This window comes from Streptococcus sp. HMSC034B05 (assembly GCF_001809055.1).
In the GTDB taxonomy this organism is placed as follows: Bacteria; Bacillota; Bacilli; order Lactobacillales; family Streptococcaceae; genus Streptococcus; species Streptococcus constellatus.
In genome coordinates this window covers 207,599-225,197 of the sequence record NZ_KV795612.1, presented here as the reverse complement: position 1 = coordinate 225,197, position 17,599 = coordinate 207,599, and the positions used below count along the sequence as shown (strand labels likewise).

15 protein-coding genes and 1 other annotated feature are annotated in these 17,599 nt (G+C 37.8%); of the genes, 2 read left to right on the top strand and 13 right to left on the bottom strand.

Going from position 1 to position 17,599, the window contains the following annotated elements:
• The 9 genes from HMPREF2542_RS06355 to HMPREF2542_RS06315 all read right to left on the bottom strand — a co-directional run.
• Window positions 1–2,472: mucin-binding protein (locus HMPREF2542_RS06355; RefSeq protein ID WP_261674384.1), on the bottom strand; the 2,472-nt coding region annotated here is incomplete at its 3' end.
• Between the two features lie 335 nt (window positions 2,473–2,807).
• Window positions 2,808–3,101, bottom strand: a complete 294-nt coding sequence (gene rpmA, locus HMPREF2542_RS06350) for a 50S ribosomal protein L27 (protein ID WP_003032879.1) — start codon at window positions 3,099–3,101, stop codon at window positions 2,808–2,810.
• Between the two features lie 17 nt (window positions 3,102–3,118).
• Window positions 3,119–3,463: a ribosomal-processing cysteine protease Prp gene (locus tag HMPREF2542_RS06345; RefSeq protein ID WP_049480524.1), complete on the bottom strand. Its 345-nt coding sequence runs from the start codon at window positions 3,461–3,463 to the stop codon at window positions 3,119–3,121.
• Window positions 3,464–3,478: 15 nt separating this feature from the next.
• Window positions 3,479–3,793, bottom strand: a complete 315-nt coding sequence (rplU, locus tag HMPREF2542_RS06340) for a 50S ribosomal protein L21 (RefSeq protein ID WP_003068805.1) — start codon at window positions 3,791–3,793, stop codon at window positions 3,479–3,481.
• A 35-nt stretch (window positions 3,794–3,828) separates the two neighbouring features.
• Window positions 3,829–3,918, bottom strand: a sequence feature (ribosomal protein L21 leader region).
• 109 nt (window positions 3,919–4,027) lie between these two features.
• Window positions 4,028–5,242: a tRNA uracil 4-sulfurtransferase ThiI gene (gene thiI, locus HMPREF2542_RS06335; protein ID WP_049480526.1), complete on the bottom strand. Its 1,215-nt coding sequence runs from the start codon at window positions 5,240–5,242 to the stop codon at window positions 4,028–4,030.
• 4 nt (window positions 5,243–5,246) lie between these two features.
• On the bottom strand, window positions 5,247–6,389 hold the full coding sequence (locus HMPREF2542_RS06330) for a cysteine desulfurase family protein (RefSeq protein WP_058669601.1): 1,143 nt from the start codon (window positions 6,387–6,389) through the stop codon (window positions 5,247–5,249).
• Between the two features lie 123 nt (window positions 6,390–6,512).
• On the bottom strand, window positions 6,513–8,435 hold the full coding sequence (locus HMPREF2542_RS06325; protein WP_058669602.1) for a fructose-bisphosphatase class III: 1,923 nt from the start codon (window positions 8,433–8,435) through the stop codon (window positions 6,513–6,515).
• 31 nt (window positions 8,436–8,466) lie between these two features.
• Window positions 8,467–9,291, bottom strand: a complete 825-nt coding sequence (locus tag HMPREF2542_RS06320) for a pyruvate, water dikinase regulatory protein (protein WP_003068798.1) — start codon at window positions 9,289–9,291, stop codon at window positions 8,467–8,469.
• 13 nt (window positions 9,292–9,304) lie between these two features.
• Window positions 9,305–9,934, bottom strand: coding sequence for a CBS domain-containing protein (locus HMPREF2542_RS06315; RefSeq protein WP_070484566.1), 630 nt, complete (start codon window positions 9,932–9,934; stop codon window positions 9,305–9,307).
• A 181-nt stretch (window positions 9,935–10,115) separates the two neighbouring features.
• Here HMPREF2542_RS06315 and ppdK point away from each other — a divergent pair, with 181 nt between their 5' ends.
• Both ppdK and HMPREF2542_RS06305 read left to right on the top strand, forming a co-directional pair.
• Complete coding sequence (ppdK, locus tag HMPREF2542_RS06310; protein WP_058669603.1) at window positions 10,116–12,725, top strand: pyruvate, phosphate dikinase; 2,610 nt, start codon at window positions 10,116–10,118, stop codon at window positions 12,723–12,725.
• Window positions 12,726–12,926: 201 nt separating this feature from the next.
• Window positions 12,927–13,349, top strand: coding sequence for a DUF6556 family protein (locus tag HMPREF2542_RS06305; protein ID WP_003068792.1), 423 nt, complete (start codon window positions 12,927–12,929; stop codon window positions 13,347–13,349).
• Between the two features lie 406 nt (window positions 13,350–13,755).
• Here the strand turns inward: HMPREF2542_RS06305 and HMPREF2542_RS06300 are convergent, their stop codons facing one another.
• Genes HMPREF2542_RS06300 through HMPREF2542_RS06285 form a run of 4 tightly spaced genes read right to left on the bottom strand, consistent with a single transcriptional unit; the run spans window position 13,756 to window position 17,537 of the window.
• Window positions 13,756–14,826: an ABC transporter substrate-binding protein gene (locus tag HMPREF2542_RS06300; RefSeq protein ID WP_058669604.1), complete on the bottom strand. Its 1,071-nt coding sequence runs from the start codon at window positions 14,824–14,826 to the stop codon at window positions 13,756–13,758.
• Window positions 14,823–15,596, bottom strand: a complete 774-nt coding sequence (locus tag HMPREF2542_RS06295; protein ID WP_003068790.1) for an ABC transporter permease — start codon at window positions 15,594–15,596, stop codon at window positions 14,823–14,825. Before HMPREF2542_RS06295 ends, HMPREF2542_RS06300 begins: the two co-directional genes overlap by 4 nt.
• The gene (locus tag HMPREF2542_RS06290) at window positions 15,593–16,399 is read right to left on the bottom strand and encodes an ABC transporter permease (protein WP_058669605.1); all 807 of its coding nucleotides are present in this window, start codon (window positions 16,397–16,399) and stop codon (window positions 15,593–15,595) included. Before HMPREF2542_RS06290 ends, HMPREF2542_RS06295 begins: the two co-directional genes overlap by 4 nt.
• Window positions 16,380–17,537: an ABC transporter ATP-binding protein gene (locus HMPREF2542_RS06285; RefSeq protein WP_006269898.1), complete on the bottom strand. Its 1,158-nt coding sequence runs from the start codon at window positions 17,535–17,537 to the stop codon at window positions 16,380–16,382. Before HMPREF2542_RS06285 ends, HMPREF2542_RS06290 begins: the two co-directional genes overlap by 20 nt.
• Between the last annotated feature and the right edge of the window lie 62 nt (window positions 17,538–17,599).

The following is a 17,599-nucleotide window of genomic DNA, read 5'->3' as shown; positions in this document are numbered from 1 at the left end:
CTTATCAGCTGTATAACCTGTAATCGTTGGGGAGGTTACTGCTGCGAACGTTCCTGTAACCGGAGACCAAGCTCCAGTTGTAACATTTGTAACTAAATCGGTAGTTGCTGTTCTGGTGAATTTTAATTCAGTAGTATGAGTTGGAGCTGCTGTAGCACCATCTTTTGCATAAATATATTTAATGGTTTCTTTAACTGTCTTAGTCTGAGTTTCAGTTTTAACTTTATGTTTTAAATGAACTTCAAAGGTTTGAAGCTTATCATTATATTTTACGCCATCTGCTGGATAATTATCTGAAACTAATTCATAATTTTTATCCGTATATTTTTTAATTGTTTCAGTTGTTCTGTATGGATCCGTTGTATTATAATCGCCAGTTAATTCTTTTGTTTCAAGAACTTTATGATTGTCATCATCATCAATATAAGTCACCTTAGCGTTAGATTTATTAACAGTATAGACGTAATAAAAGACTTGATCAGTATTAGTAAATGCGATAGATTTATCAACAGTCAGTTGCGTACCGGATACTGAACTAATTGGATTAGAAGTTCTTACAAGTGTATAACCAGGTATATTTTGCGGTTTAGCAGTAAAATTAGGTGACTGCGCATGTAATGGACCTCCTGGATAACCATATTGGTAAGTTTGTGTTGCAATTTGGTTCCCAGCTGTATCTACATACTGTACAGTTATCTTTGTTTGACCTTCTGAACGTGCGGTTGATGGTCTAGTAACATGGTTAATGTTTTCTGATTTAATTTCCTTTTCTGTTCCGTCATCTTCTACACTATAACTTTTTGAAGTACTTGTAATTTTATTATTGATAGATGAATCAGCAAAGGTAATCCGTGTTGAGTGTGCAGTCCCTTGAATCACACTCATCTTTTTCAAAATTTCACTAATTTTTTTATTAGTTTCATCTGTCCTATCAATTTCTTGGTATTGATCACCATGTTGAGCAAAATCATCTTTCGGCCAAATATCATGATAAGTTGTTGCACCATCACCAATCATTTTCCCTAAGTTAGTGGCAATAGTGTAGGTACCATCGCCATTATCAATGACAACTGAAGAATTTTTTCCTGCTTTCTTTAATGCCTTTAAAATATCTGCATCTGTTGATTTAGGTGGAAGAGTAATTAACTTATTTTCATTTTCATTAGTAATTGGTATAGATGTAGATGTATCATTCTTAACAAGGTATTTACCATCTTCACTAATGGCTAAAGTACTAGTGATGCGATGAGGCTCTGGCTTTATTTTAATAATCTTTGAACCATTTTCTGGCTTTATGCGATGAATTGTTATAATATCACCAGTAGGGATTTTAGTATTTCCAGGTTGTTTTCCATCGCTAGATAACATATTGTTATAATAGTTTGCATCACCAGTTGAGGTTCCTATTTTCATGGAATTTGCTGCATCACTAGAAAGGTTATGATAAACCGCGAAAGGAGCTTGAGCTTTTTCAAAGATTCTAGGCTTAGGTTTAAAAGTAAAAGTTGATCCGTTAATGTTCAATACAATATTATTTTTACTTTTTTGAGCTGTAAATTTGGCACCATTTGCAGCACTAAAATTAACATTAACCGTTTTTTCTTGCCCCTTTGAAAGTGATGCAAATTCACTATTCAATGTAATCTCATAAGCAAGATCGTCTTTTTTAGAAAAATCAAATTTGATAGTTCCAACACCAGGAATCGTTTCTGCTGTCCCAGAGCCAAGATTTGCATAATAAGCAGCATAAGCATTATTTTCCAGTTTAACTGGAATCCGAATCTTATCTCCAGCTTTCAGCGTTCCATCCTGCTTAATTTTAAAATTCATTTGAATTTTATCTAGAGAAATTTCCTGACCCGATAAATCTTTCGACGCCCCCGCATTCATAACTGTTCCGTCTTTCGTCGTAACTGTTACTGAAAAGTTTGAAATATGAGAAGAAGATTCTGCGACACTTCTACGGGTACGTGCTGCTCGTGTTTTAGGTATTGTGCTTTCAACAATTGTTTCGTCAGACTTTGGCGCTGTGTTTTCAGGAGTTGTTCTCTCAATATTTGGAGTTTTAGCTGATTTTGAAGATTCTCCATTTGTTGACAAACTACCATCGCTTGACATTGATGAATTCTCTGACGGAGCACTTTCTGTACTAGAATTTTGAAATTCTGAGGCAGTCTGAGTACTACTCACGCTTGTATTTTCTACTCTTGAAAAACTACTAGCTGAAGAAGCTTCTGTTACCGTTGATGATGTAGTAGTAGATACTTTTTCTGTCTTTGCATCCTCTGTGGGAGCAGAGACACTTGTAACTTGACCGCTAGTACTGTTTTGCTCTTCAGCATAAGTCGTTTGACTTCCTCCTACAATTCCATAAAGAGCTAGAGTAGCAATAGCAATGGAAACCAGACCGACATTCTTCTTCCGCAAAGAGAATTTATCTCGTTTCCCATTATAAAGTTTAAAACTTTTCACCTTGTGCATTCCTTTCGTCGTGAAATATTCATACAATTTTTTATTTAGGAAATGGATTGGTAACAAACTATATAAAACTGTTATCAATCCTTAAAAAATTGAATAAACCTACATATTATATTATACTTTGCTATTCCGAATAATTCAACTAATATTATTATAAAATACATAAAAAACATATAAAAAATGTAGTCAAAACAAAGATAGCTGCAAAAAATTTACAGCTATCTTAGAATATAGATAATTTATAATTATTTTATGTATACTTTCTCTTCTTTTCAGATTACCAGCTTCAAAAGAAAGGCCCACACCATAGGTGTAAGGGTCTTTACATTTTATTTCGCGATTGGATAAACAGAAACCTGTTTTTTATCGCGACCTTTGCGTTCAAAGCGTACAACGCCTTCTACTTTCGCGAACAATGTATCGTCTCCACCGCGGCCAACGTTAACACCTGGGTAGATGTGAGTACCGCGTTGACGGTAAAGGATAGATCCTCCAGTTACAGTTTGTCCGTCAGCTGCTTTAGCTCCAAGACGTTTTGCTTGTGAATCACGTCCGTTTGACGTTGAACCTCCACCTTTTTTGTGGGCGAAAAGTTGCAAGTTTGCAAGATTCATTTTTAACATAGTGTTTTTCCTCCGTGTTAGTTTTCTGTGATAACTCTGGTTTGGACGAACTCAGATGAGTCTTCTGATAAGTTTGCCATTCCCAAGAAGAATGATTCAAAGAAAAGTTGAGTCATTTCTCTTTGGTGTGGCGGAATATCCATCGGTATTTCTACTCGTAAAAATCCGCCTTCTTCTTCGTTTAATTCTAAGATTGGTTCGTAACCTGCAAATTTTTCAATTGAATTGATGAAATTTATGGCAAGCGTAGAAACCGATGCACACACGACATCAAAGCCGTATTCGCCACTTTCGGCGTGTCCAGTAATTTCCGCACTCCTCAGCTCGCCATCTTCGGCTTTCTCAAAGACTGCCTGTATCATGTGTTCTCCTATAAATTAAGCGTTGATTGCGTTGATGACAACTTTAGTATATGGTTGACGGTGACCTTGTTTGCGGTGGCTACCTTTTTTAGGTTTGTACTTGTAAGTAACAACTTTCTTTTGTTTTCCTTGTTTTTCAACAGTTCCAACTACAGTAGCTCCAGCAACAATTGGAGTTCCGACAACAGTTTTATCACCACCAACAAGAACAACTTCGTTAAAAGTCACTTCTTGACCAGCTTCAACATCCAATTTTTCAACGTAGATAGCTTGACCAACTTCAACTTTAACTTGTTTTCCGCCAGTTTTAACGATTGCGTATGTGCTCATTATGCACCTCCTATGATTTTTTGGGGTTTCCCCGTATTTTTGTGAAGACTCGCCTAGCATCGTGGGACGAACCACTTAATACTCACTAAATGCGAGCTACGATGTTCGAGCGGTTGCACAGGAATGTGCATAGTCAACTCTATAAGTATAGCACTTCCAGAATAGTTTGACAAGTATTTTTTATCAAAAGGTAGCTATCTAATGAATTTTTAAGCAAGGGCAAAACAATTTTCGCTACAACAATTCCTCAATTAGCTCATCCACTTCGTCAATCTCTGCTTCCGGTGTGATTTCTGTAATCACAATGCCTGCCACAGCACGTTCTACCAAGTTTTTGACATCCATACGTGCCTCATATTGCTCGGCATTTTTTATCTTTGGATTGGTTTTCGGACGGTCTGGTGCAAAAATGGTGCAACAATCTTCAAAGGGTTGAATCGAGATATTAAATGTATCAATCTTTTCAGCAATGTCAATGATTTCTAGTTTATCCATAGTCACGACTGGACGAATAATTGGAGTATTGGTGACAGCATTGATTGCTTGCATACTCTCTAGCGTTTGGCTGGCAACTTGACCAAGACTTTCTCCGTTGATGATAACGAGCCCACCGCGTTCTTCACGAATGCGATCCGTGATCCGCATCATAAAACGACGAGTTAAGGTCATAAGATAAGCTTCTGGTGCTTTTGCTTTGATTTCTTCTTGAATTTCCGTAAATGGCACTTCAATAAATTGGATATTACCACCAAATTTGGTTAACTTGCGTGTCAAATTCTGCGCCTTTTTAAGAGCACCTGGACTTGTATAAGGCGGGCTCGCAAAGTGAACCGCTTCAATATCCACTCCACGTTTAAGGGCTAGATAGCCCGCAACCGGGGAGTCAATTCCGCCTGACAGCATCAACATCCCTTTTCCAGATGTCCCAACAGGAAGCCCACCTGCTCCACGGATTGTTTCATAAGACAGATAAGCTGCTTCCTCACGTATTTCCACTTGTAGGATAATATCCGGCGCTTTCATCTTGACTTGAACATGTGGGATGGCATCAAACACGGCATTTCCAAGAGTTTGATTCAGCTCACGGCTATCCAATTCAAAATTGTGGTCGCTACGTTTGCTGGCAATCTTAAACGTCATTCCCTCTTTATAAATTTCTTTCATAATTGTCTGTACCGCTTCAATCAAAGCAGGAACAGACTTCTCAACTTTATAAGACGGAGAAAAATTTTGAAGCCCAAAAATTTGTTTGAGGGATTCTGCGACTGGTTGATAAGCCGTTCCATGAAGATAGACATGTGCGCGATCTCGATCTGCTTTCACATGAACCTCTGGATAAATAGACAGGACTGCTTGCATATTGCGTTTCAATTTGTTAATGAAGCGCATTCGATTTTTTCCTTTAGTTGAAAGCTCGCCGTAGCGAACCATAATTTCTGAATACTCCATTTGTTTACCTTACTTTTCTAGTTTTTTCATAAATGATTTTGAACGTTGTTAGAAATTGCTCAATCTGACTCATATCATTATCTGCATCCAGACTAATCCGAACAGCAGTTTGAGCTAGGGATTTTTTAACACCCATGGCTATCAAAGTTCCAGCTGGTTTGCCCGCTTTAGAGGAACAAGCACTCGTAGTAGAGATATAAATGTCATACTCTTCAAAAGCATGAACTACCACTTCACCTCGTACGCCTTTAATTCCGAAAGTCAAAATATGGGGCGCAAAATTTTCTATTCCTGAAAAAATTGTTACATCAGGGTATTTAGCTAGCTCTTCTAGAATAATCTCTTTCATCTTGGAGGTTCGTGTGGTGAACGTTTCCAAATTTTCCATAGACAAGCGCAAGGCTTTTGCAGTTGCTGCAATACCCGCCAAATTTTCAGTCGTAGATCGCTTATCTGATTCTTGACCACCACCATTCAACAGCGGACAAATTTTCTTGCCAGATTTGATATAGACAAATCCAACACCACGTAAACCATGAAATTTATGGCTAGAAAACGTCGCAAAGTCCACGCGATCAGTTAAATAATTTTCTGTTGAAATCTTGGCTATGGCTTGAACCGCATCCACATGAAAAGAAACTGTTGGCCTGTCCGCTAAAAGCTTTGAAATAGCTTTAATCGGCTGAACAGAACCGATTTCATTGTTGATAGCCATGACAGAAACTAGAGTAGTATCTGGTCGGATAAGGTCTGCTAATTTTTCAACCTCTACAAAACCTTTGTTATCGACAGGTGCAAAGTCTATTTCAAATCCTTGCTCTTTCAGCCAGAGTGCGGATTCTTTCACTGCTGGATGCTCAATAGCAGATACAATGACATGCTTGCCATAGCGTGCTTTTTCAAAAGCCACACCCTTGATAACCCAATTATCTCCTTCTGTCCCTCCAGACGTAAAAAAAATCTCCTGAGAAGATTTACCTAAAAGACCTGCAATCTGCTTGCGTGATGCATCTAACAAGCGCGTTGCTTGACTACCCAAACTATGAAGACTGGAAGGGTTCCCCCAGATTTTTGAAGCAACTTCTGTATAAGTAGCCAAAGCCTCTGGGTAAGGCTTTGTAGTTGCCGAATTATCTAAATAAATCATCTTAAACCTCTATATTTCAATACCCTTATTGTAACATGAAAAAGAAATAGGAACAACAGAGAAAGTCGTAAATAAAAGCTCTCTAAGCGGAAAACTTAGAGAGATGATAACTATATTATTTTCTTAATAGTCATAAAATTCATGTAAAAGAACAGATAATTCCTGTTGTTGTTCAATGAGAATTTTTCCGATTGTCGTTGATTTTATCAAGGTTCGTTCGCGAACGTGCTCAATTACTCTCTTCAAGGAAGATAAATCTAAAGCTTCCTCAATCATTTTTTGGACGTTTTGGAAAGGTTGATGCGTCACAATTTGGAAACCATAAGAATTATTAAGCAAGGAATAGCCAGCAATCCCTGTTTTCTTTTGATAAGCTTCGCACAAACCACCATCAATAACGAACAGCATTCCTTCACCTCGAATCGGCGATTCTCCCTTCAGCGTTTTCACAGGTGTATGCCCATTTACAATCCTAGAATGTTCTGAAAAAAGCCCAAATTCTTCTAAAATTAACTTGCAGATATTGGCAGAATTCCGATAAGAAAAATAAGGATTTTCTTTTTCAACGTGCGTCTGTTTATCCTCGATAAAATAACGTTCTAGAGTTGTCATTTTGTCTTTACCAAACAAAGGAGACAACTTTCCATTCCAACAGTACCAGATAAGATCAGTTGAGAAATCGTTCTGAATTTCTGGATTTTTAGAACTTTCCCGAATATGGTATTCAAAAAAGTCGAGCAATTCTTTACCAGCATAGCGGATTTGATTGATTTGCAAAGGTTGAAAGTCTCCTGATGTCTCTAGAGGAATACAGCCATGAAACAGGAGATGGTTGTTATAAATCTTATACATGGAACCCTTGTTCATCAAAAAAGAAATTTGGTTCTTGAGCTGAATAGAATGCTGGAATGAATCCAGCAAAGTAGCAACCACTTCTTCTTCTTCATCCGTTAATTCCTCTGGCTTTTGGGGATTAATCGTTTGAAAACAAGTATTAGCTAAGAAATGCTTCTTCTCTTCTATCATGACACTCTCTTCCCAGTAATCAATCTTATCCAGAGTAAGGTGTTGAGACATATTAAATTCTGGTCGTCTTTTGATGAGCTGATTTTCCAATTTAAACTGGATAATCGCTAAAGCTTGGTGAATCTTCTCCAACTGAAGAATTTCCTCAGGAGAATAATCGTCACTTCTTTTTCCTAACTTAGGTTTGAATTTTGCATTTTCCGAATAAGTCTTTTCAGCAAAGAGGACGAGTGGTCTTAGATTAAGACCATAAGCTCGCTCAATATCGTAAAGATACCCGTACCTAGCAGCTATTCGTAAGAGAATGAGTAAACATTCTTTTGAGCCGAAGAAAGCCCCCATCCAGATAATGTCGTGGTTGCCCCACTGAATATCAACAGAATGATAAGCCATGAGTTCATTCATTACTTTATCCGCTGCTGCTCCGCGATCAAAAATATCACCAACTATGTGAAGATGATCAATGATTAATTGCCGAATGACCGTTGATAATGTCGAAATAAACTGACTTGCTTCACCTAAATCAATCAAATAGTTCTGAATCGTTTCAAAATAAATATTGCTATCCGGCAGATTTCTATCAGTGTAAAGCAATTCTTCAATAATGTAAGCATATTGTGGCGGCAAGGCTTTCCTTACTTTAGAGCGTGTGTATTTGGCTGCTACAAAAGCTAGCAAAGTCAACAGATTTTGAATGATTTCTCCATACCAACTTTTATCTTTCAAAGGATAAAGGAACCCATCGCTCAAAACTTCCTGAGGATACGCAATTAGTAAGGTCAGCTTGTCTTTTTCCTCTTTTGATAATTTCTCTCCAAAGCAGTCATTGATTTTTTCGTTCAGGTTTCCTGCACAGGTTCTCAAGATATAGTCAAAAGCCTCAAACTCACCATGAATATCACTAAGGTACAACTCGGTTCCCTTTGGTAAATTTAAAATGGCTTCCAGATTGATTAACTCTGTGATGACCTTTTGCTTAGAATCAAACTCTTTTAATAGAATTCGTTTGTATTGCTCCATTCGTTCACCTCATTTCAATACAATACTATATTTAATACTTATTTGAAGACAGAGATTTCAAATGTTCTTCAATAATGCAAGCCGTTTCTTCAATAGATTTATCGGTAATATTGATGATATAGGCCTGATGCTTTTGAAAAACTTTCTTGGAATAATCTAGTTCTTCATAAATTTTTTCTACATCTGTATAGCTTGTAGCTTGTGTCAAACCGAGCGCATCCAAGCGATTGCTTCTCACTTTAGCCAATTTATCCGGATCACAGACCAACCCAATCATTCTTCTTTTATCTACTTTATCTAAAACTTGTGGTAGTGGAACTTCAGGGATCAAGGGAAGATTTGATACTTTATAACCTTTATTAGCTAAATAGATACTGAGTGGAGTCTTGGAAGTTCGAGAAACTCCCAGAATCACAAGGTCTGACTCCAAAAATCCTTGCGGGTTCTTGCCGTCATCATATTTAACAGCAAATTCAATCGCAGATATTTTGTTGAAATATTCCGTATCCAAACGATGTAGAACACCTGGAACTTCAATAGGTTGAGTATCCGTTTTTTCCTTGATGATTTCAAAGAATGGATTCATCAAATCTAGATAGGATAAATGATTGACTCTACTAAATTCTCTAGCTGCTGCTGCTAAATGGCTATCTACCAAAGTGCTGATAACAACTGCATCATCTTTGATAGCATCTTGCAAAATATCTAACAATTCAGATTCCTTATTAATAAATGGGAATCGATAACTATTATTGAAAATCAAATCTGGATATTGAGCCATGACGGCTGATAATAATTTTTGGGATGTTCCTCCCAAAGAATCAGAAATAGTATAAATAGTAATCTCTTTTTTCATGAAAACTCCTTTTTTAGCGATTTACTTCAGCATTTCTTGCTTCTTGGATAATAAAGTTCAGCAAAGCCGACTTAGTAATTGTTCCTATAATGTGATCTTCATTTTGCTCCTCCACAACAGGCAATGAATCAATGGCGAAGTCCTGCAAAAGTGCAGCTGCTTCAAGAATATTCAAATCCTTATGGCAAGTCTTAATATGTGGCATTCTGGTCATGCAAACGGCTACTGGGGTCACATCAATATTGGCATTGAGGGCAGCCCTTAACAAATCCTTTCGTGATAAAATGCCTAGCAGCCGCTTCTTTTCATCTATCACATAGAGAACATCTGCATCATACATAAATAATGTGATAATAGCATCTTGAATAAAAGAATCATGTGTTACTAATACGGGGGAGGTCATCACATCCTCTACTTTCTTCTGAAAAGTATCAAAGAAAAAGAGAGTTTCCAAATCTGAACCAGAATAAGTGTAGCCAACTTTCGGGCTTGCTTTTAAAATCCCTACTAAGGTTAGAAAGGATAGATCTGAGCGTAAGGTCGCCCTAGATACATCTAACAGTTCTGATATTTTTTCCCCGCTGACTGGCTGATCCTTTTTCACAATTTCTACAATTTCTTTTTGTCGCTTTGTTAATTTCAACTGTTACTCCTTTTAAAAACTTCAATCTTTAATAATCATCATTATGTGTCATATTATAACAAATAAATTCTGATTGTCAATGATTTATGACTGATTCTTTTCTGTTGACAAATATATATGCTATATATTACAATGTATCTGTCGTTTAATATGACACATATTTAATCAATCGGAGGCAAAAATGGATAAATGGATTTATTTTTTTGATGAAGGACGTGCTAGTGATAAAGCCTTATTAGGTGGTAAAGGGGCTAATTTGGCAGAAATGACTCATTTAGGGCTCCCAGTGCCAGAAGGCTTTACCATTACAACTCAAAGTTGTCTACGTTATTTAGAAACTCCTTCTTTTTTTGAATCTATTTTAAAAGAGGAAGTTTTGAAAGCGATTACGAACTTAGAAAGCAAGACAAATAAATTTTTTATGGGCAATGAGTCCTCGCTACTGCTAGTTTCCGTTCGTAGCGGTGCAAAAATTTCTATGCCTGGTATGATGGACACCATTCTCAATCTTGGTTTAAATGACTTACGTGTTCAGACTTTAGCGGACGTAACAAATGCTAATTTCGCTTATAATTGCTATCGCCGTTTGTTGCAGATGTTTGCAGATGTCGTCTACGGCATTCCCAAAGAAGAATTTGATCGATGCTTAGAAAAAACCGAAAAGCAATTGAATAAAACAATCAATGATTTTTCAAAAGAAGAGCACCAATCACTTATCCAACAATATAAAGAGATTTATCAAGAGCACTACCAAAATTTCCCACAGAGTCCCAAAGAGCAACTCTACGCTGCTATCAAGGCTGTGTTCAAATCATGGAACAATCCACGCGCTAAAGTTTACCGCGAATTGAATCAAATTCCTCACGATTTAGGAACGGCTGTCAATGTTCAAAGCATGGTGTTTGGAAATAGCGACCAAAAAAGCGGCACAGGCGTTGTTTTCACAAGAAATCCTGCCACTGGTGAACATCATCTGTTTGGGGAATTTCTACTCAATGCTCAAGGGGAAGATGTCGTAGCTGGTATTCGAACTCCAGAACCGATTGACTCTCTTAAACGAATCTTACCACAGGCCTATGAAAACTTTTGTAACTATGCCAAGATTCTTGAAAAACATTACAAAGATATGCAGGATATTGAATTTACCATTGAAAAGGAGAAATTGTACATCCTGCAAACTCGAAATGGGAAGCGTACTGCTAAAGCAAGCTTAAAAATCGCTTTGGATCTAGTCGATGAAAAAATGATTTCAAAAGAAGAAGCTCTCCTACGAGTCAGTCCTTCTGCTATTAACCAACTGATTCACCCTATTTTTGAAGAATCTGCTTTGAAATCAGCTCATTATTTGACTCAAGGACTTCCTGCTAGTCCAGGCGCAGCAACAGGAGAAATTGTCTTTACCGCCGAGCGGGCTAAAGAACTTCATGCACTAGGAAAAAACGTTATTTTGGTTCGCCAAGAAACTTCTCCCGAGGATATTGAAGGAATGGTGGTCAGTCAAGCAATTGTGACTAGTCATGGCGGAATGACTTCTCATGCTGCCGTTGTAGCTCGTGGTATGGGCACTTGTTGTGTCGCAGGATGTGGCGAATTGTCTATCAATGAATACGATAAAACAATTGTATGCGACAAAGTGACTCTAAGAGAGGGAGACATCCTTTCTGTAGATGGCACTTCCGGCAAGCTCTACACGGGCAATATTCCAACTACTATGATTGACAATAACGACGAATTACAGTTGTTCCTTTCTTGGGCAGACGAAGTGGCTCAACTGAGCGTTCGTGCAAATGCAGAAACGATTCAAGACTTAAAAACAGCCATGCAATTTGGTGCCAAAGGAATTGGCCTTGCTCGTACAGAGCACATGTTCTTTGGTGAAAAACGAATTTTAGAAATGCGCAGATTGATTTTATCAAACGACGAAGTAGAAACAAATTCCGCTTTAAAGAAACTCTTGGCTTTCCAAGAAGAGGATTTCTATCAAATGTTTCAAACAATTCAGGATAAACCGATGATTGTCCGTTTATTGGATCCGCCTATGCATGAATTTTTGCCAAAAAATAAACCAGAAATTGAGCAATTGGCTGAAAAACTACAAATCTCTGCTGAGACATTAACACAGAAAATTGCCTCCCTGCAAGAAACAAATCCAATGTTAGGACATCGTGGTTGTCGTTTAGGAATTACACAGCCTCAAATTTATAAAATGCAGGTGGAAGCTATTTTTAACAGTGCCATTAGACTGGCAAAAGAAGGCATGGCCATTAAGCCAGAAATCATGATTCCGCTGATTGCTGAAAAATCAGAACTCGTTTATCTCAAAAAGCTACTGGTTGAGCACATTGGAACTATCTTCAACAAGCATCATATTGAACCTTTCCCTTATGAAATTGGCACCATGATTGAACTGCCACGCGCCTGCTTTATTGCAGACCAACTAGCTGAAGAAGCAGATTTCTTTAGTTTTGGTACCAATGACTTGACGCAAATGACCTATGGCTTTTCTCGTGATGATATTGGAAAATTTATCCAGCATTACAAAGACAAAGAAATTATGTCTTTTGACCCTTTCCAAACCATTGATCAAGCTGGAGTTGGGGAACTCATGAAAATAGCCATTTCAAAGGCTCGCCAAGTGAATCCCAATCTTCCAATTGGAGTTTGTGGTGAAGTCGGAGGAGATCCTGCTTCTATTCCTTTCTTCCAAGACATTGGCATTACTTATGTTTCTTGCTCCCCTTATCGTGTCCCTGCTGCACGATTAGCTGTTGCACAAGCAAATCTTTCCTAGTCCTTCCTTATAATCACACCAGCTCTTTTCATCTGTCAACAAGGGCAGAAAAGAATTGAGCTGATTTTTTAGTCCTTATAGTAGAAAACCACATTCTCTTTCGATTAATTTACACGAAATTTTCAATGTTTTAAATTTTTTTAAGACAATTTTAAACAAAGAGGGTATAATGAAGATGAGAAAGGAGATTATCAACTGACAATGGAAAATTATTCTCGAAAAAATAAAACTTCAACTACTAAAGAAGAAAAAACACCTACTCGTCATCATATCAAAAAAGGTCTCTCAGCTTTTCAGAAGACCCTTGCTACGATCGGGAGTATCCTTGGGATTATCACTGCAACGATTACCATCATGACTTTCATGAATAACAATAAATCTGATAACAAAACAAAAACTAGTCAGACGACACAAACAACCATTATCAAAGAAATTCAGAAAGAAACTACAACTGAGGCCCCTAGCTCTAACAACACAACTGCTACTAGTCAAGGAGAAACAGAAACAAGTAGCGCTAGCTCTAACACTACGCAGTCTAGCAATACATCAAGCGATACTAGCTCTAGCCAAACAAGTAGCAACAGTGCTGATAAGGATACAACATCATCAAGCTCTAGCAATTAAAAAATAACGGAAGCAAGACTACTCATCAGACCAATGTCCGAGAGTTGTTCAACTTCCGTTTTTTATATCTAATTTTACACTCAATGAAAATCACAAAACAAACTAAAACAAGTCGTAGATAAATCGAAAGTTCCCGTGGAGCTTTTGAGATTGGAGATGAAACGTCCGTGAGGATGTGTCAACAGTACAGCTTTGAGTAGCGGATAGAACTTGCGAAGTAAGTATCAAGACGATTCGCTTGTCTATCTCGAAAGAGTACTTCTGACGAAAACTTCATTTTTTATCGCCACCTTTCACAATTCCCTAGATTGTTAAGAAAGCACTCACTGCATTCACTTTATCTGCAACCTTTCATAGTTCTCGGGCTGTCAAAGCTAACGAAGTTTGAAAAGATTTTTACAGAGTATCATTTCCGATACATTTTCACCTGAAGATATAAATCATTGTAAATTCCCAGCCATTTCGCCCCTAATTGCTGATAGACTTCCAAATGCTTCATCGTTTCTTCATCTGGATAAAAGGCTCTATCTTCCTGCACTTCTTTAGGAAGCATTGCTTTGGCTAGTACATTCGGGGTAGAATAACCAACATACAAGGCATTTTTATAGGCATTTTCAGGTTTTAACATAAAGTTAATGAATTGATAGGCAGCCTTTTTATTTTTGACCGTCTTAGGAATGACAATATTATCAAACCAAAGATTGCTAGCTTCTGGCGGTACGACATAACGCAATTTCGGATTTTTATCCAGCATCTGCCGCGCCTCTCCAGAGAAACTAACACCAATGGCAGCATTATTTTGAATCATATAGCCTTTCATCTCATCAGCAACAATAGCTTTGATGTTTGGTGTTAACGTATAGAGCTTATCAACCGCCTCTTGCAATTGCTTGGTATTCTTTGAATTTAAGCTATAGCCTAATGCATTCAATCCAACGCCCATTACTTCACGCGCTCCATCAATCATCATGATAGAGTTTTTATACTCAGATCGCCACAAGTCACTCCAATGCTTAGGTGCTGTTTTGACCAATTCCGTGTTGTAAACAATGCCTAGCGTTCCCCAAAAGTATGGAATAGAGTATTGATTGCGGGGATCAAATGATTGATTTAAAAATCGTTTTCCAATATTTTCTAAGCCTTTAATCTGAGAATGATCCAACTTTTCTAGTAAGCGTTCCGACATCATTTTAGAAATCATATATTCACTGGGGATAGCAATATCGTAGGTTGTCCCGCCCTGCTTAATCTTCGTGTACATGGATTCGTTAGAATCAAAGGTTTCATATTGAACTTGGATACCGGTTTCTTTTGTAAATTTCGTCAATAATTCTGGATCAATGTAATCTCCCCAATTGTAGATGACTAATTTGTCACCAGAACCGATTTTTGTCCGACTTTCAATGTGATGGCTCAAGCCCCAGAGGATAAGGATAATAGCAACAATGCCCATTAAAAATGAATAAAGCTTTTTCATGCCGCATCCTCCTTTTCACGAGAAATAAAATAATAACCAATCACCAAAAGAATACTGAAAAGAAATACCAAAGCAGAGAGAGCATTGATTTCTAGAGAAATTCCTTGACGAGCACGCGAGTAAATCTCAACCGACAAGGTTGAAAAACCATTTCCTGTCACAAAGAACGTCACAGCAAAGTCATCTAGAGAGTAGGTGAAAGCCATAAAGTAACCGGCAATGATAGCTGGTGTCAGATAAGGCAACATGATTTCCTTGAGCATCTGAACTTGGCTTGCTCCTAAATCATAGGCCGCCTTAATCATATCATCATTCATCTCTTTTAACCGTGGCAATATCATCAAGACTACGATAGGAATTGAAAAAGCAATATGACTGGCTAAGACTGATAGAAAACCTAATTGAAATTTGACGGTTGTAAATAAAATCAAGAAACTCGCACCAATCATAACATCTGGTGCTACCATTAAAATATTATTGACCGACAAAAAGGCTTCTTGATATTTTTTTCTTGCCTGATAAATATAAATAGCACCAAACGTTCCGATTGCTGTGGCAATCAAAGAAGACAAAAAAGCCAGAAAAAAGGTTTGTGCCAAAATTAGCATCAAGCGAGTATCACTAAACATATTTTGAAAATGCGCTAGACTAAAACCTGTGAACTTGTTCATATCGTCACCAGCATTAAAGGCATAGCCAATCAAATAAAAAATCGGCAAATAAAGAATTAAGAAGACAACTGTTAAATAAATACTAGCAGTTTTTTTCATCGTTCTCTCCTTTCTTTTGTTGCCCACATGATGATAAGCATGGCTACAATCAAGACAACACCAATGGTTGAGCCCATGCCCCAATTTTGTGTAGTCAAAAAATGCTGCTCAATAGCTGTACCTAGCGTAATAACACGGTTGCCACCAATCAAACGCGTCAGCATAAAAAGACTGAGGCTGGGAATAAAGACAGACTGCACACCACTTCTCACACCATTCATGGATAAAGGAAAAACGACACGACAAAAGGTTTCCCAACGGTTGGCACCAAGATCATAGCTGGCATTGATCAGATTTTGATCCATATCCTCTAAAACATTAAAAATCGGCAATATCATAAAGGGTAGCTCAATATAACTAGCAACAAAAATAAAAGAAAAATCTGTGAACAAAATTTGTTGAGGACCAATCCCGATAAAACTTAAAAACTGATTGACTGAACCATTTTGTCCAAAAATCCCGATAAAAGCGTAAGCTTTGAGAAGTAGATTGACCCATGTCGGCAAAATAATGAGCATCAGCCAAAGCTGTTTATGCTTTAATTGTGTCAACAAAAACGCAGTAGGGTAACTAATTACCAGGGTAACAACTGTGATAATTCCTGCATACAAGACCGAATTCAAACTCATTTTAAGATAGGTTAGATTTTGCGAAGCGAAGTAGGTCTTATAATTTTCAAGAGTAAAGTGACCTTCAATATTGAAAAACGACTGCCAAACAATCATGGCAACAGGCGCTAATACAAACAATAGAATCCAAAGAATATAAGGAGCAACAAAAAGATTAGAGGTTGTTTTCTTCATCGCGCTCCTCCTCAATAGCATTGATTAAGCCTGCTTCCTGCTCTTCCATTTCGACATATTCTTCAATCCGAGCATCAAACTCTTCCTCTGTTTCATTAAGCCGCATGATATGAATATCTTCTGGTTCAAACTGCAGTCCGATCTCTTCTCCGACAATGGCCTTGCGAGTCGAATGAATCATCCATTCATTGCCCAATTCATCATAAGCGATAATCTCATAATGCACGCCACGGAAAAGCTGCGTATCAACCTTAACTTGCAGTTTTCCTTCTTCCGGAAGTGTAATCCGCAAATCTTCTGGACGAATGACCACTTCCACCTGCTCATTAGGACGCATTCCTCCGTCGACAGCTTCAAATCGTTTGCCATTAAATTCAACCAAATAGTCTTCAATCATCTTTCCTGGAAGAATATTAGATTCGCCGATAAAGGTTGCTACAAAGTGATTGATAGGTTCGTCATATATATCAACAGGTGTTCCTGACTGAACAATCTCTCCCTCATTCATAACAAAAATCCAGTCACTCATGGCCAGAGCTTCTTCTTGGTCGTGGGTGACAAAAACAAAAGTAATCCCTAAACGCTGCTGCAATTCACGTAATTCATACTGCATGTCTGTTCGCAACTTCAAATCCAGTGCAGATAAAGGCTCATCCAGCAAAACAACCCGCGGTTCATTGACAATAGCACGCGCAATAGCCACTCGTTGGCGTTGTCCACCGGACAATTTGCGAATAGAGCGTTTCTCAAAACCATCCAAACGCACCATTTTCAGGACTTCTGCAACCCGTCGCTCTATTTCTTGTTTTTCAACTTTACGCAAACGCAACGGAAATGCCACATTTTCAAAAACAGTCATGTGCGGAAAAAGGGCATAGGACTGAAACACCGTATGCACATCACGTTTGTTGGTCGGAATATCGTTGATTCGGACGCCGTCAAGAAAAACATCACCGCTGGACGCATCCAACAAGCCAGCGATGATATTTAGAATGGTTGATTTTCCTGATCCAGAAGCACCTAAAAGAGTGTAAAACTTCCCTTCTTCTAATTCAAAATTGATGTCTTTTAAGACGACTGTATTATTATCCTCAAAAACTTTTGATACGTTTTTAAATTCAATGATTGGTTTGTTCAATTGCCATAAATTCCTTCTTTTTCATAGATTGACAAATTTAAGTCTTGTCTTGACTGATTTTC